Origin of the sequence: Gordonia sp. PDNC005, assembly GCF_016919385.1 — a bacterium.
Lineage (GTDB): Bacteria > Actinomycetota > Actinomycetes > Mycobacteriales > Mycobacteriaceae > Gordonia.
In genome coordinates, this window is the sequence record NZ_CP070351.1 from 384,371 (window position 1) to 399,799 (window position 15,429).

13 protein-coding genes and 4 tRNA genes are annotated in these 15,429 nt (G+C 64.2%); 12 read left to right on the forward strand and 5 right to left on the reverse strand.

Going from position 1 to position 15,429, the window contains the following annotated elements; genetic code table 11:
• Positions 1-16: 16 nt before the first annotated feature.
• The gene (locus JVX90_RS01900) at positions 17-934 is read left to right on the forward strand and encodes an alpha/beta hydrolase (RefSeq protein ID WP_205330789.1); all 918 of its coding nucleotides are present in this window, start codon (positions 17-19) and stop codon (positions 932-934) included.
• Here JVX90_RS01900 and JVX90_RS01905 read toward each other — a convergent pair.
• Positions 909-3,971, reverse strand: a complete 3,063-nt coding sequence (locus tag JVX90_RS01905; protein ID WP_205330790.1) for an MMPL family transporter — start codon at positions 3,969-3,971, stop codon at positions 909-911. The two genes, JVX90_RS01900 and JVX90_RS01905, sit on opposite strands and share 26 nt — an antisense overlap.
• 218 nt (positions 3,972-4,189) lie before the next feature.
• On the opposite strand from JVX90_RS01905, the gene JVX90_RS01910 reads away from it, so the two are divergent.
• From JVX90_RS01910 to JVX90_RS01930, 5 genes are all read left to right on the forward strand, one after another.
• A tRNA-Lys gene (locus JVX90_RS01910) sits at positions 4,190-4,262 on the forward strand.
• 155 nt (positions 4,263-4,417) lie between these two features.
• The gene (locus JVX90_RS20510; protein ID WP_240194018.1) at positions 4,418-4,726 is read left to right on the forward strand and encodes a hypothetical protein; all 309 of its coding nucleotides are present in this window, start codon (positions 4,418-4,420) and stop codon (positions 4,724-4,726) included.
• A complete protein-coding gene (locus tag JVX90_RS01920) occupies positions 4,719-6,131 on the forward strand; it encodes an amidase (protein WP_205330791.1) in 1,413 nt (470 codons plus the stop codon). The genes JVX90_RS20510 and JVX90_RS01920 overlap by 8 nt, the downstream gene beginning before the upstream one ends.
• 144 nt (positions 6,132-6,275) lie before the next feature.
• Entirely contained in the window at positions 6,276-6,878 is a 603-nt protein-coding gene (locus JVX90_RS01925; RefSeq protein ID WP_205330792.1) for an AmiS/UreI family transporter, read from the forward strand.
• Positions 6,875-8,044 (forward strand): SLC13 family permease, encoded by a 1,170-nt coding sequence (locus JVX90_RS01930; RefSeq protein ID WP_205330793.1) that lies wholly within the window; start codon positions 6,875-6,877, stop codon positions 8,042-8,044. Before JVX90_RS01925 ends, JVX90_RS01930 begins: the two co-directional genes overlap by 4 nt.
• A 5-nt stretch (positions 8,045-8,049) precedes the next feature.
• On the opposite strand, the gene JVX90_RS01935 is transcribed toward JVX90_RS01930, so the two are convergent.
• Positions 8,050-9,117 (reverse strand): substrate-binding domain-containing protein, encoded by a 1,068-nt coding sequence (locus tag JVX90_RS01935; protein WP_205330794.1) that lies wholly within the window; start codon positions 9,115-9,117, stop codon positions 8,050-8,052.
• 137 nt (positions 9,118-9,254) lie between these two features.
• On the opposite strand from JVX90_RS01935, the gene JVX90_RS01940 reads away from it, so the two are divergent.
• The 4 genes from JVX90_RS01940 (at position 9,255) to JVX90_RS01955 (ending at position 10,149) form a co-directional block, all read left to right on the forward strand.
• Positions 9,255-9,710, forward strand: a complete 456-nt coding sequence (locus JVX90_RS01940) for a MarR family transcriptional regulator (protein WP_205330795.1) — start codon at positions 9,255-9,257, stop codon at positions 9,708-9,710.
• A gap of 91 nt (positions 9,711-9,801) precedes the next feature.
• Positions 9,802-9,874: transfer RNA gene (locus tag JVX90_RS01945), tRNA-Glu, on the forward strand.
• A gap of 98 nt (positions 9,875-9,972) precedes the next feature.
• Positions 9,973-10,046 (forward strand) — tRNA-Asp (locus JVX90_RS01950).
• A 29-nt stretch (positions 10,047-10,075) separates the two neighbouring features.
• A tRNA-Phe gene (locus tag JVX90_RS01955) sits at positions 10,076-10,149 on the forward strand.
• Positions 10,150-10,215: 66 nt separating this feature from the next.
• Here JVX90_RS01955 and JVX90_RS01960 read toward each other — a convergent pair.
• Positions 10,216-10,644: a DUF4440 domain-containing protein gene (locus JVX90_RS01960; RefSeq protein ID WP_205330796.1), complete on the reverse strand. Its 429-nt coding sequence runs from the start codon at positions 10,642-10,644 to the stop codon at positions 10,216-10,218.
• Between the two features lie 123 nt (positions 10,645-10,767).
• On the opposite strand from JVX90_RS01960, the gene JVX90_RS01965 reads away from it, so the two are divergent.
• Positions 10,768-11,121 (forward strand): helix-turn-helix domain-containing protein, encoded by a 354-nt coding sequence (locus JVX90_RS01965; protein ID WP_240194019.1) that lies wholly within the window; start codon positions 10,768-10,770, stop codon positions 11,119-11,121.
• Here the strand turns inward: JVX90_RS01965 and JVX90_RS01970 are convergent.
• Positions 11,065-11,832: an SDR family oxidoreductase gene (locus tag JVX90_RS01970; RefSeq protein WP_205330797.1), complete on the reverse strand. Its 768-nt coding sequence runs from the start codon at positions 11,830-11,832 to the stop codon at positions 11,065-11,067. The genes JVX90_RS01965 and JVX90_RS01970 overlap by 57 nt on opposite strands.
• Positions 11,833-11,862: 30 nt before the next feature.
• The gene (locus JVX90_RS01975) at positions 11,863-12,441 is read right to left on the reverse strand and encodes a TetR/AcrR family transcriptional regulator (protein ID WP_205330798.1); all 579 of its coding nucleotides are present in this window, start codon (positions 12,439-12,441) and stop codon (positions 11,863-11,865) included.
• 212 nt (positions 12,442-12,653) lie between these two features.
• Between JVX90_RS01975 and JVX90_RS01980 the strand changes: the two genes are divergently transcribed.
• Positions 12,654-15,350: a hypothetical protein gene (locus JVX90_RS01980; protein WP_240194020.1), complete on the forward strand. Its 2,697-nt coding sequence runs from the start codon at positions 12,654-12,656 to the stop codon at positions 15,348-15,350.
• Positions 15,351-15,429 lie beyond the last annotated feature (79 nt).

Below are 15,429 nucleotides of genomic sequence, written 5' to 3' on the forward strand. Positions count from 1 at the left end.
GTGTATTTTCGATCGCATGATCGAGTCATCAGTCGCGGGCATCCGTCGTCGTCTCGCGGACGCTGTGGGCACCGCCCGGCGCGGCGTGGGGCACGCACTCCGGCCGTACCCGGTCGCCGACCTGCCCACCGGCCGTCGCATCGACCTGCCCGGCCGCGGCACCACGTACGTGACCGAGTCCGGGCCCGTCGACGCCCCGGTGGTCTTCCTGCTGCACTCGGTCAGCACAACCGGACTGCTGTGCTGGTACCCGGTGGTGCCGAAGCTGGCACAGGATTATCGCGTCGTCACGATCGACCATCGATGGCACGGGCGTGGCATCCGATCGGCCGATTTTACGCTCGCGGACTGCGCCGACGACGTCGTCGCTGTCGCCGATCAGCTGGGCGTCGACAGGTTCATCGCGGCCGGATTCTCGATGGGAGGCGGCATCGCACAGCTCACGTGGCAGCGTCACCCCGATCGTGTCTCCGGACTGGTCCTCTGCTCGACGGGCCCGTACTTCTCCAGCATCGATCCGCGACGGCTGGAAGCCGAACGACGCATCGGGCGCTGGCTCCGGCCGGTGGACAAGATCCTCCCCACTCCGTCGGACGCCCGCCTCGACAACTGGCAGGGAAGCCCACTGCTGTGGGCTTTAGCCCACGTCGTGTCGACGCCGCTGAGCCATCAGGGCGACTTCTCCGCGGCCATGGCCGCGTTCGACGCGCGCCCATGGCTTTCCGAGATCGACGTACCCACCGCCGTCGTCGTCTCGACGCGCGACAAGATCGTCCAACCCGAACGTCAGCAGCTCCTGGTCGACGGGATTCCACGGGCGCAGCGGTTCGACGTCGACGGCGGACACGCCTGCTGCGTGATCGGTGCCGAACTGTTCATCCCCGAGTTCCTCAAGGCCGTCGACGCCGTCAGCCGCGCCCACGTGACGAACTGACCGACGGCCACCACATCCGGTCACCCAGGATCACCATCGTTGCCGGGACCAGCACGGACCGGACGATCACGATATCCAGGAGCAGTCCGAGTCCGACGGTGAAACCGATCTGCACAAGATTCAACGTGGTGCCGCTCATCAACGCGAACATCGTCAGGGCGAACACCACACCCGCGGTCGTGATGACGCCGCCGGTGCTGCCGAACCCGCGGATCATGCCCTGCATCATTCCTCGACCCGTCGACTCCTCGCGGATCCGTGACGCGAACAGCATGCTGTAGTCGGCGCCGACGGCGATGAGCGCCATGAACGAGATCGGGGCGACAGACCAGTCCAGCGGGATGCCGATGACGTGTTGCCACACTAGCGTCGACACACCGAGTACGGCGGCGAACGACAGGACGACCGTCGCGACCAGGATCAACGGTGCGACGATGCTGCGCAGCAGGACCGCGAGGACGATCGTGACCGCGAGGATCGCCACGAGACCGAACACCAGCATGTCGCGGGTCAGCTGGTCGTCCATGTCAGCTGACAGCGAGGCGAGGCCGGTGCTCGTCACCTCTGCGTTCGAGAGTCCGGTACCCGCGAGAGCGGCGGCCGCGGTCGGTGCGACGTCGCGGCTGCGCTCAAGGGCCTCTGGCCCGTACGGGTTGACCGACCACGTGACGACCATTCGCGCCGTTCGACCGTTCGGTGAGATCAGCAGCTTTGCACCCTCGACGAACCGGGGATTCGTCAGGGCCTCCGGAGGGAGATAGAAGCCGCGGCCCGGGCCGTCGGACGTCGCAGCACTCATGTCCGTCAGATAGTCCGTGGCGGTCCGCAGCCCGGCGTGGAGCTTGTCGGTCAGCGAGGTGAGCCTGGCGGTGCCCTCGTTCACCTGGTGGAGTCCGTCGGCGAGCTGCGCCATGCCGGTGGACAGTTCGCCGACGCCCGACCGGAGTCGGACGAGGTCGGAGCGAACCTGGCCGGGGGAGCGACCGTCGAGTTGCCCGAGCAGCCCCTGCAGCCGTCCGAGCAGGTCTTTCAACGCGTAGACGGACCGGCCCGCGCGAGCGGACGCTTCGGCCGGCACACCTGCCGCGCTGCGAAGAGCTGTGAGCGTCGTGCGCGCCCGACCGCCCGTCGCCGCGTTCAAGCGATCGAAGGCCGCGCGTGCCGCTGCACAGGCCGGGTCCGACGAGCACGTTGCAGAGCTGCGGGATCGCAGCAGAGGGCCGAACAGTTCGTCGAACTGGTCGAGCGAGGGCTGGACTGCGACTGCCGTCCTCCGGAGATCGGCGAGGACTGGTCCGATGCCGTCGAGTCCGGCGCGGAGTTCCGTAGTGGCGCCGGCCAGGTCCGTGCGCGAGTCGGTCGCCGCGGCGACGAACCGTTCCGCGGAATCGAGGGCGTCGAGGACCCCGGTGGCCATACTGATGACCTGATCGGTGCCGTCGACGAGTTCGGGCATACGCGCGTTCGCGGAATCTGCGCCGTCGGTGAGTTGCTGTACCCCCGATGCGAGTTTTCTGAGGTCGGGGCGTGCGTCGCCGAGTTGTTTCGCAGCGTCGCCCAGCTGCGATCCGACCTGGCCGGGGACGTAGCCTGCAGCCGACTCGGTGAGCGGTTTGCCGTCTGGGCGCGTGATCGAGCGGACGGAGGCGACTTCGTCGAGGCGTGCGACGGCGTCCGCGGCCAATTCGAGAGCCGCGAGATCTGAGGTGTTCCGAAGGTCGTGATCGGCACGGACGATCAGGTATTCGGGCGCGATCGCATTGTTCCCGAAATGCTTGTAGACCTCGTCGTACCCGCGCGTGGAGTCGTTGGCGTAGACGAACATCGACGACTCGTCCCAGTTGCGCTGGTGCGTGAACAGGATCGCCGAGCACGACACCAGGAAGATCAATGACGCCGCAGCGTATACGCCGGCACGGCGGACGATGCGTGTTCCTCGTCGCTGCCATCGACGCTCCGACGCCGCGCCGGGTTCGGCGAGTCCACGTCGTCCTGCGAGTGAGAGCAGGGCAGGCGGCAGCGTCAGGGCGATCAGCAGCCCGACGATCACGGCGATGGCCGTCGGCGGCCCCGCTGTGCTGAACATGCCGATCTTTGTGAAGATCATCGACGTGCACGCGACCGCGATGGTCAGGGCGGAGGCCACCAGGATCGGCCCGGTCCGGCCGCTCGCCATCGCGACGGCGTCGCCGACGGGCAGCCCCGAGCGTCGCCCTTCGTGATACGCGGAGAGCGTGAAGATCGCGTAGTCGGTGACGGCGCCGAGCACAAGCGCGGTCATGATCGCGATGGTGAAGTTCGAGACCGACAGCAGGTTGTGGCCGCCGAGAAACGAGATGATCGGCCGTGTCACGGCCAGACCGACACCGAGCGTGATCAGCGGGATGGCGGCGGTCGCGAATCGTCGGTAGACCGCGAACAGGATCAGGGTGATCAGCACGATCGAGACGCCGGTGATGATGAGCAGCGAGACGTCGATCGCCGAGAAGAGGTCGGCGAGAGCGGCAGTCGGACCGGTGTAGTCGACCTGCAGGGTCGACGGCGGTTCGGCATCGTCGATCACCTGCCGGATGCCTTGTGCCGCATGGTGAGCGCGTGTCGAACCGACCGACCCCTCGGCTGCGACGAACAGCGTGATCGCCTTGCCGTCGGGACTCGCGGCGGCTTCGCGGGTGATCGGATGCCCCGCGAAGTCGAGGAGATAGGCGACGTCATCACTGTGCAGGAGATGGTCGACCAACCGGCCGTAGTACCGCTCGTCCTCCTCGGAGAACCCGTCCTCGTCGACCATCACGATGCTGCTGACCGCGTTCGACTCGGGTGACCCGAAGTCGCGCGCCATCTGCTCGAGATGCTGGTTGGAGGGGAGTGACCGGGGCAGGAAGTCGGCGGACGTCTTCGACACCGTTGTCTCGATCTGGGGGATCGACAGGTTGAGCACTGCGGCGAGCAGCACCCAGAATCCGACGACGATCCATGCGCGGCGATGGGTGAATGCTCCGAGTCGGGTGAACGTGCGGCTTGGGCCGTGTGCCATCTGCTGTCCTCTGCTCCGTGGATTGCTGTGACCTTAAGTCACAGCAGAATGATCGGTCTACGGCGAGCGCGTCACTCCCGTGCGTGAATGTGAGCTGAGTCTCTGACTGGCCATCGAGGGAGGTCGGGGCGTCGACGGCTGAAGCCCTCGTGTGCATGCGCATCGCCAGGCTCCGGCGCGTCGGTGTGTGGGCGCCCTGTAAGGTGGACTCGCTGCACGCCCCTATAGCTCAGTTGGTAGAGCTACGGACTTTTAATCCGCAGGTCGTAGGTTCGAGCCCTACTGGGGGCACCGCACAGCACGAGGCCGGGCCGGGGATCTCTCCCCGGCCCGGCCTCATTCTTTGACTGTCTTCCGTCGTGGGCGCTGCGGCGTGGGTTGCACGGTCCGCTGCGGTTCCCATCGAGGCTTGCTGACCTGCTGGAAGTCTGTCGACGCAGTGATTTATGCCATTCGCCCACGGCGTCGTCGACAATCTCCTACATTTGCAAATGTTCCATATGGAACAAATTCAGATGATCGTAATGAGCCTGGTGCGGCCCGCCGACCGGCCCGGATCGAATGGAGAACAGATGACGCTGTCCATCAAGGACGCTCTGGCTGCCAGGGGTGTCGCCCCGACGGTTGACGAGCTGAAGAAGATCGAAAGCAAGTGGTCCGAAATAGTCGCGCTCAAGGGCGATCTGGACATCATCGCCATCGACGATGCGGACATCTCGCTCCGCAACATCCCTGGAGGCGATCACATTGGCTGATGACCTGCTCAAGAAGTCCGCCACCGAGATCGGTGACTTGATCCGCACCAAGGAGATCTCACCCGTCGACGTGACGCGACGCCTTCTCGACCATGCCCACGGGCTCAACGAGACGGTGAACGCCTACGTCAGCTTTCGGGACGACGAGGCGATGGCCGAGGCGAAGAAGGCGGAGACGGAGATCGTCTCGGGTGACTATCGCGGACCGCTGCATGGCGTTCCGATGGGTCTCAAGGACAACCTGTATGTCGCTGGCGAAGTCACGACGATGGCGTCGAAGATCCACGGCGATTTTGTGTCCAATGACGATGCCACCGTCGTCAGCAAGCTTCGGGACGCGGGCATCGTGCTCACCGGCAAACTCAACATGCATGAGTACGCATGGGGGATCGACAACAACAGTCCGCATTTCGGGCCGGTCCACAATCCATGGAACCTCGACAAGGTTCCGGGTGGGTCGAGCGGCGGCTCAGGCGCGGCGGTCGCCTCTGACATGTCGTTCACGACCCTCGGCACCGATACCGCGGGTTCGATCCGCATCCCGTCGTCGGCGTGCGGACTCGTCGGTCTCAAGCCGACGCACGGCCGGGTCGCAAAGTTCGGCTGTTACCCGCTCGCCTGGTCACTGGACCACATCGGTCCGATGGCGAAGACTGTCGAGGACGCGGCAGTTGTACTCCAGGCCATCGCGGGCTTCGACCGTCGTGACCCGACGTCGGTCGACGTCCCGGTCGGTGACTACCGTGCTGCGCTGGGTGGCGACCCCAAGGGGCTCGTCATCGGTGTGGAGGAGGACTACTACTTCCGTGGCGTCGACTCCAGCGTGGAGCGTGTGGTCCGTGCCCGGATCGACGACCTCGTCAGCCGTGGAGCGACGGTGAAGAAGGTCTCGATCCCAGCGCTGAAGTACTCGGAGTGGACCGAGCTCGCCACCAGTCTGTCGGAGGCGTCCGCGATCCATCACCGAGACCTCGAGGCTCGGCCGGAGGACTTCGGCGCGGACATCAGGTTCTTGTTCTACCTGGGAGAACTCTTCTCGTCAGTCGACTACCTCCAAGCGCAACAGGTTCGGCGGCAGATCAAACGAGAGTTCTCAGCCGCTCTCACTGACGTGGACGTCCTCATCGCGCCGACGCTGCCGGTCATGGCCCCGGACATCGGCTCGGCCGTTGCCGATCTGAACGGCGACCCAGTGGATCTCGTCGACAGTTTCATCCGATTCACCGGACCGAGCAACTTGACCGGTTTGCCTGCGATGACAGTTCCCGGTGGCTTGAACGACGGGCTGCCCGTGGGTGTTCAAATCGTTGGCAAGGCGTTCGACGAGGCGACCGTCCTGCGGGTGGGTCGCTTCATCGAGGAGTCGGATCCGATGCAAGGACAACGCGCGCCGATCGGCGCCTGATCGACCGATGGTGATCTGGCCCGCGAACGAGGAGCCGCTCACGCCTCGCTCGCGGGCCAGTCGTCGTCACCCTGGAGAGTCGCCGGTCGATCTGGCGACAGTCGCACTCCGCCCACCTCCCAGCCCGAACCGAAGGGTCCATCGATGTCCAGTCTCGCACTTGTCTTCGTCGGCGCAGTTCTGCTCGCCAACGGCCTCGTCTTCCTTGGACGCATGTCCCCACGCGCCGCGATTCCAGTGAACCTCCTGGTGGGGGCGTTGATCGTCACCACGGCGCTGCTCGGAGCCGTGCCTGCAGCACTCGACGAGCGCGCGATGCTGTTCGGGGCACTCGGCTTCAGTGTCTTCGGTTTCACCTACCTGATCGTCGCGTTGAACTCTTTGCTCGACGCCGACGGTTCCGGTGTCGGGTGGTTCTGCGGATGGGCGGCGATCGTTTCGTGCGTGCTCGCCATGGTGAGTTTCGGTGACGGCGACCCGCGGCTGGCGTGGCTGTGGGTCTCGTGGGTTGTGCTGTTCACGGCATTCTTCCTCGCCGCGACCGTCGACGACGCCCGATTCGGTCGGGCCGCCGGTGTCGTCGCGGTGATTCAGTCGGTCACCACGGGCACGATTCCCGGCCTGTTGATGGTCGGTGGCACGTGGGAAGATCTGTCCGTGACCGTCATTGCAGCTGTGCAGATCCTCGGAGTGGTCGGGTATCTCGCCACGCTCGCACGACCAGCGCGCGTCGTCCAGCACGCGTGACCGCCGCATCGGGTCGGTGGTGGCTTGTCGGGGCGTCGGTTGTCGCCGGAGGCGTGCTGGTCGCAGTGTCGCCCGACGAAGCGCGCAGTCTTCTCGAGCGACTCACGCCTGTGCTCGTGTTCGTCGCCGCGATGTCGATCGTGGTCAACACCGCGGCCGACGCCGGCGCATTCGACGCGATCGCGGCGGGCCTGCGACGCATCGCATTGCCGAGGCTGTCCGCGCCCGCGGCGACCTGGGTGCGAGTAGTTGTCCTCGCGCTGGTCAGCACAGTCTTCCTGTCCCTTGACACGACGGCAATCATGGTGACTCCACTGGCGGTCGCCCTGGCTCGACGGGCTGGAGTTGGAATCGCCGCCATTGGTCTCGCCGTGGTGTGGATCGCCAATATCGCGTCGCTGCTGCTCCCGGTATCGAATCTCACCAACCTGTTGGCGGTGTCGGGGGAGGAGTTCGTCGGCACCGGCGACTACTTGTCGGTGATGTGGCGCCCCGCACTGGTCGCGACGGCGACCGCCGTGCTGGCATCGTGGATCGTCTACCGTTCGTCGGCGCGAAAGCCGGACGCAGCCGAGGTGGAGCATGACAACGTCGCGGTCGGCGATCGAGACCCGCGGCTCCGCACCAGCCTCGTCGTGTTGGGGTGCATGCTCCCTCTGTTGGTGTCTCCGATTCCGTACTGGTTGACGGCGAGCGTCGGCGCGCTCGTGTTGGTGGTCGTATCGCTGCGGGACGGGGTGCCAAGGGTGTCGCACTCGTCCATTCCCTGGCATTCATTGTTCTTTGTCGTCGCGCTCTCCTCGGCAGCAGCCGTACTCCATTCTCTCGGTGCGACGGACTGGTTGGCCCGAATGCTCAGCGGAAGCGATGAGTCGACCGGTGGTCTGCTGTTTGTCGGCGGTGTGGGTGCCCTGCTGTCGAATCTCATCAACAACATCCCGGCGTTCCTCGCCCTCGAAGCCGCCGTGGACGGGCATGCCGGGACCGCAGCGCTCCTCATCGGCGTCAACGTCGGTCCGATCATTGCGCCCTGGGCATCACTCGCGACCCTGCTCTGGCACGACCAACTGCGTCGTAGCGGCGTCGACGTCCCGTGGCGCCGTTACATCCTCGCCGGCTGCATCTTGATGCCCTTCGCGGTGATCGCGCCGATCTTCGCGATCTAGCGTCGCTACAGCGTCTGGATCACTTCGAAATCGAAGGCGTCGGCGCGGGCCAGATTCACCGATTGCACGGCCTGGTTGCCGTGGTACCGGACGATGCCGCGCGGCCCTTCGAGCACCAGACCGTCGATGACGTCGTCGAAGGCGGCCACGGTGAGGGAGTCAGCGCGCTGCGAGAGCCGAACCAATGTCTGAATTCCCTGGTAACACGACTGCGCCATATTGTTCAGAGCCGGTGCGGCCGGTCCTCCGGCTGACACGTAGCGGCTCAAGAAATCCAATGCGTCGGCACTGGTCAGACTGTTGAAATATGAGGCCGAGCAGTACAGGTTCTCGGTCGCTTCGGCACCACTGGCCAACAACATGTTCTCATCCATCAGGGGGCTGTACCGAGTGATTCGGCGATGCAGCCCGGCGTCGGCGAATGAACGGTTGAACGCCACCGCGTCCTGGCCGACGAGCAGCATCAGGACACCGTCGCACCCGCTCACGGCCACGTCGAGTGGCAAGAGCGGGTCTGCGCCCGACCCCATGTCAACAAAGGTGCTGCCGACGATTTCGACGTCCATCGTCGATGCCGACTGGATCGTCTTCTCCATCGACCGGACCGGCCAGACGTACCGCGCGCCGACCACATGCCACCGTCGGATCCCGAGGTTTCGGCGCAGCCACTGCATGGCCGGGAACACCTGCTGTTCCGGGGTCTCGCCGCTGCAGTAGACGCCCGGCGCGTGCTCGCCGCCCTCGAACAGCGACGTGTAGACGTACGGGACGCGTCCACTGACGATCGGCGCGAGAAGGCGTCGGATCGATGAGATGTGCCACCCGGTCACGGCGTCGATCAGATCGTCCTCGATGAGGCGTGCTACCTCCTCGGCGACGCGCTGCGGGCTCTGTCCGCCGTCGATGTACACCAGTTCGGCTTGCCGGCCGGCTACGCCGTCATCCCGGTTGATCTCGTCCTTCGCCATTTCGCACACGGAGATGCACGACGGACCGAAGATGCCGCCGGGCCCCTGCAGCGGGATCACAACTCCTATCCGAAACGACTGAGCGGCAGGTTGCACCCGCGGCATCGGGCCTCCTCCGCGACGACGGACCTCACAGCCCGCGCGTACTTTGGGGTGTTTCACAGCGACTGCACTAATCTGTAGGGTAACTGCCTGCAAGACGTCGGATCAACGAATCTCCGGCCGGGAGTACGAGGTGCCAGATGAGCGACGCAGCAGGACCTGCGGTGGCCGCCACCGGCTTGGAGTCGTCCACGGATCTCGTGAAGAATCTGCTGTTGGGAGCACACGCGACCGCGGCGAGCCTGGCCGCGATCGGTACCAATCGCGAACTCACCGTCGACGAATGGCTCATCCTCGACGCGCTCGGCAACGCGGACGGACTGTCGATGTCGACGCTTTCTCGGCGCACACTCGCCTCCGGGGCGTCGTTGACTCGTGCGGTCGACAAGCTCGTCACCGCGTCGCTGGTCTACCGAGCCCCCAGTGCAACCGACCGCCGCAAAGTCGAAGTGCGAATCAGTGAACTCGGGAGGGAGCGTCACGCCGAGATGAGCGATGAGGTGCGCGCACTCGACTCGACACTGAGGTCACTGATGGGCGCCGACGCCGACATCGTTGCCGACGTGCTCGGGCGAATCGGCGTCAATCTCGGGTGAGCGCTGCTGAAACGACCGCTGGCCTGCGGATTTGTGTTTCTCTGAGCGCGTGCCATAAAGTAATCCTCGCTCCCAGCGGGAACAAGCACCGGCCCCCTTCGTCTAGCGGCCTAGGACGCCGCCCTTTCAAGGCGGTAGCGCGGGTTCGAATCCCGTAGGGGGTACGCAGATCGGTTCTCACCGAGAAGCGCCTGAAACACCGATTCGGTGATCAGGAGCGGATCGGCTAGGATCGAAACGCACAAAAGATACAAAAGAATATGGCCCTGTGGCGCAGTTGGTTAGCGCGCCGCCCTGTCACGGCGGAGGTCGCGGGTTCGAGTCCCGTCAGGGTCGCTAGGTTTCGGTTTTAGCCGACGCCGTCTGGCCAGGTAGCTCAGTTGGTACGAGCGTCCGCCTGAAAAGCGGAAGGTCGTCGGTTCGATCCCGACTCTGGCCACAAGAAGAACCACCCGGTAACGGGTGGTTCTTCTCGTATCTCGGGTGCTATTCATGCAGTTGCGGGTCAGCCGCGCAGGGTGATCCCGAACGGGTTGTCGATCACGTATCGCCAATAGCCGTCGGCACCTCTCCGAGCCACGTCGGTAGCCGTGCCGCGGAGGTCGATCGACTGTCCGGACTGTGAGCGCCCGACGATCGCCCAGTCGACGATGAGCAACGCAGTGTCGCCGGACTGGATGACATTTCGGGGATTGACGGATATCGGAATTCCCAGGGAGAGATGTTCGGTGAGGGCGGCCTGGCGGTCTGCACCGACGGCGAGTCTTCCCTCGTCGGTGACCAGCACCGCGGACTCTTCGTAGACGCTCTCGACGATGGCAGGGTTTCCTGACTCGATAGAGGCCGCGAAGGCACGGGCGAATGCGGCTGGGTGGTCGTCGGGAGTGATGGCCAACTCGGGGGTGGCCGACGGTGGCAGACTATTCGTATCCATCAACTGAGCGAATCAGGGAGCGCTGTGGCTCACCAAACGGTAAGGGCGGTTGAGTGGGACCCGGAGCTGGTCCCCACCGCGGACGGACGCACAGTTCGCCCCAGTGGGCAATGCCCGGTTGAAGTGGCGCTGGCCGCTATCGGTGGACGATGGACGACCCTGATCCTGCGTGACCTTGCAGTCGCAGACGGCCCCGTGTCGTACTCGGCGTTGGCTGACGGGCTTCCGGAGTTGAGCGACAAGGTCCTCGCTGAGCGGCTCGCAAGACTCACCACGGACGGCTACGTGAACCGGGAGGCGACCGGCGGCTATCCGACACGTGTCCACTACCGAATCAGCGCTCGTGGGAGGTTGCTGAGACCACTGCTGATCGAGCTCTACCGAACCGGGACGGTGTTGAAGGAGACTGATCGACCTGTCTCACACGGCTTTGAGGGTGCCTCCGTCGGCGATGAAGTCGGCGCCGGTGAGGTTTGACGCGCGCGGTGATGCCAAGAAGGCGATGAGGGCGGCGGTCTCCTCCGGCTCGCTCAACCGTCCCGAAGCGATCGACATCGCCTCGGGCACGGCTCGGACGAACTCGTCCAGAGACACTCCGGCTTGGTCTGCGAGGTGCCCGGCGTAGCCGCTCGGGTCGCCCCAATTCGCGGTCCGCGTCGGTCCGGGGGTGACGGTGACGGATCTGAGTCCCTTATCGCCGAACTCCTCCGACAGCGCCTTGCTCATGTTCGTCAGTGCGGCCTTGGCTGCGCCGTAGTCGACCGGCTGGTACGCGGCACGGGCGCCGATCGACGAGACGTTGACGACCACACCGCGGCGCGACAGCAGCGACGGCAGAAACGCCTGGGTGACTCGCACTGTGGCGAAAAGATTCAACTCAAACGTCTCGCGCCAGGCGGCGACGTCGAGCGCGAGAAATCCCCCCGCATCCATACTTCGGGGTAGTACCGCGCCTAGGTTGTTGACCAGGATGTCGACCGGACCGATCATTTCGGCGAGGTCGGCGGCCGCCGTCTCGTCGGTGAGATCTCGGGGCAGGAAAGAGACTCCAGCAATCGGAGCAGGCAGGGTCCGCGCGATGCCGTGCACCGTGGCGCCCTCGCGGGCGAGCAGCCGGGCAGTCTCAAGTCCGATGCCCTTGCTGGCACCGGTCACCACCGCAGTTTTGCCGGTCAGTTCGAGATCCATGGTCGCTCCTAGGTGATTGCTGTGCTGTGGTCAGAGTCCGAGCAACGCTGCGTCGGCCAGGGCGGCGAGTCGCGTCGGCGACGGGTCGACACGTGCGAGCACCCGGATCCCGTTGACTGTCGCGACGAGGAGGTTGCCCATCGATGTGCTGTCGACAGCGGGGTTGATCTCTCCGGTGACTTGTCCGTGCGCGATAGCTCGGCTGAACGCCGCGACCTGGTCGTCGACCACCTGGGCTAGTAGCGTGCGCACCTGTTCGTCGTCCCGTGCGCGTTCGATCGCCGCATTCGTCACCATGCAGCCTCGCCGTTCGGCATCGAGCAGCGACAGGTCAACGACGCGTTCGATCGCCGCGCGAAGCTTGGGCAGCACGTCGCCAGGCTGATCAAGGAGCTCGATGACCTGTGAAGACTCGTCGCGGATGTATCGTTCCAGGGCCCTGAGATACAGGTCTGACTTGCTGCCGAAAGTGTTGTAGAGGCTACTGCGTGCGATCCCCATGCCCGCTTCGAGTGCCGCGGGCGTGGCGTCGGCGTATCCGCGTGACCAGAAGACGTCCACAGCGGCGTCCGTTGCAGCGTCCGGGTCGAACTTCTTGGGGCGTCCCATGTGGCTCAGGATAACAGTTATGTACCTCAAGGTACATAACTGTTGGGAGATTCTGAGTAGTAAGGCCGGTTTCTGCGTAGCGTGAACCGACGCTCGTGGAGCCCGTAAACCGTTCGCTCAATGTTGTTTTGGACTCAAAGCCGCATGCCGCGGTGAACATCGAGTCAGGCTGTGGAAGTGTGGACACAGTCGAATACCCGTGTCGAGGAGAGATGATGACCGAAGGCGCCGACCAGGACCCCACAAATCCTGAGTTGACCATCGTCGACAACGTCGTCGACCGCGAATACACGGTCGAGCGGCTCGTCGAGAACCCCGTCGAAACAGTGATCGACAAGCCGATCACCCTCGAGCGCATCGTCGAACGCCTGGTGATCGACACCGTCGACACCGTCATCGACAAGCCTGCCACCGTCTCCCGCCTCGTCGAGAAGCCGGTCGTCACCGTCGTCGACGAAGTGACCGACAAGCCAGTGACGCTCAAGCGGATCGTCGAACGTCCCATCGTCACGGTCGAAGACGAACTGACCGACAAGCCGGTGAACGTCCAGCGACTTGTCGAGCAGCCCGTTGTGACGATCGTCGATGACGTCGTCGACAAGCCCGTCGACGTCGCACGACTCGTTGAACACCCGATTGTCACCGTCGTCGACAACGTGGTGGAGAAGCCCGTCGACGTGCCGCGCGTCATCGAGCAGCCGGCCGTCACCATCACGGACGAGATCGTCGACAAACCTGTTGAACTCCCGCGCCTTGTCGAGAAGCCGATCGTCACCGTGTACGACGAGATCGTCGACAAGCCCGTCGAAGTGGCGCGACTGGTGGAGAAGCCGATTGTCACAGTCGTCGACGAGATCGTCGACACCCCGGTCGAGCTGACGCGCATCGTCGAGAAGCCCGTCATCACGGTGGTGGACGAGATCGAAGACGTCGCTGTGGAACTGCCGCGTCTCATCGAACGTCCCATCGTCACCGTCGTCGACGAGATCAAAGAGACCGAAGTCGAGATCTCGCGTCTCGTCGAGAAGCCGATCGTCACCGTCCTCGACCAGATCGCCGACAAGCCCGTTGAGATCCAGCGGCTCGTGGAACGCCTCATCGTCACTGTCGTCGACGAAGTGATCGAGCGGCCAGCCGAGGTCCAGCGCGTGATCGAGAAGTTGATCGTCGACATCACCGACACAGTCGTCGAGAAGCCGATCACCGTCGAGCGCATGGTCGAGAAGCCCATCGTCACGCTCGTCGACAAGATCGTCGAAGTACCGGTCGAGTCGATCGTCGAAAAGGTCATCGAGAAGCCTGTCGAGAAGATCATCGAGATCACCGTCGAGAAGCCGGTCGAGAAGATCGTCGAACACATCATCGAAGTCCCCGTCGAGAAGAACGTGTACACGACGGTCGAGAAAGAGATCGAGGTCCCCGTCGAAGAGGTGATCTACAAGACGGTCGAGAAGCCCGTTGAGAAGATCATCGAGGTGGTCGTCGAACGACCCGTCATCAAGGTCGTCGAAGTGCCCCGCGAGGTGGTCGTCGAACGACTCGTCGACAAGCCGATCGAGAAGACCGTCGATCACGTCATCGAACGCATCGTCGAGAAGCCGAACGTGGTGGAGAAGGTGATCGAGAAGCCCGTCGAGAGGATCGTCGAGCGCATCGTCGAGAAGCCCGACATCGTGGAGAAGGTGATCGAGAAGCCCGTTGAGCACGTCCTCGAGCGAGTCGTCGAGAAGCCAGAGGTGATCGAGGAGATCATCGAGACCACCGTCGAGCGAGTCGTCGAGCGTGTTGTCGAGATGCCCAACGTGGTCGAGAAGGTCGTCGAGAAACCCGTCGACCGTGAGGTCGAGCGTGTCGTCGAGGTTCCGAACGTGGTGGAGAAGGTCGTCGAAAAGCCTGTCGACCATGTGGTCGAGCGGATCGTCGAGAAGCCGAACGTCATCGAGAAGGTCGTCGAAAAGCCCGTCGACCACGTCGTCGAGCGTGTCGTCGAGGTTCCGAACGTGGTGGAGAAGGTCGTCGAAAAGCCTGTCGACCATGTGGTCGAGCGGATCGTCGAGAAGCCGAACGTCATCGAGAAGGTCGTCGAGAAACCCGTCGACCACACGGTCGAGAAGATCGTCGAAGTCCCCAACATCGTCGAACAGATCGTCTCTCGACCCGTCGACCACGTCATCGAGAAGATCCTCGAAGTCCCCGAGATAACCGAGGAAGTAGTAGAGCGTCCCGTCGAGAGGACCGTCGAGAAGGTCGTCGAGAAGCCCAACGTCATCGAAAAGATCGTCGAGAAGTCGGTCGATCACGTCGTCGAGCGCATCGTCGAGAAGCCCAACGTTGTGGAACAGATCGTCGACAAGCCGGTCGAGCACATCGTCGAGAAGATCGTCGAGCGGCCTGAGATCGTCGAGAAGGTGATCGACACCCCGGTGCACCGCGAGTTCGAGAAGCACGTGCAGACGCCGGTGCTCGTCGAGAAGGTCATCGAGAAACAGGTCAACGTCGTCTCCGAGCGGATCATCGAGAAGCCTGTCGAACACGTTGTGGAGAGGGTCGTCGAGAGGCCCGTCTATCGCGAGGTGGAGCGGATCATCGAGAAGCCGATCGAGAAGATCGTCGAGGTGGTCGTCGAGAAGCCTGTCATCGTCCGCAGGATGGTCGAGAAGGAGGTCGAGCGAGTCGTCGAGGACGACACGTCGACCCGGACCGTCACTCACGACGCGTACGCGGGCGAGCCCGTGCAGCCGCACTTCCTGGACAAGGCGCCGTCGAACGGTGACCGCTGGGTCGAAGCGGGCACCGGCAAACACCCGGATGACGGGACCGCCGGCTCGCAGTCGGAAGAGGCGATCGCTCGCGATCGTGTGGAACCGCAATACCAAGCCCGCCGCGCCAAGCACCGCTCGGCTGACTAGCGCTACAGGTACCTCACAGCCCGTCCGATGCCTCAGGGAGGCACGCACGGCCTGTGAGGTGCCACTCGCGCGACGTCTT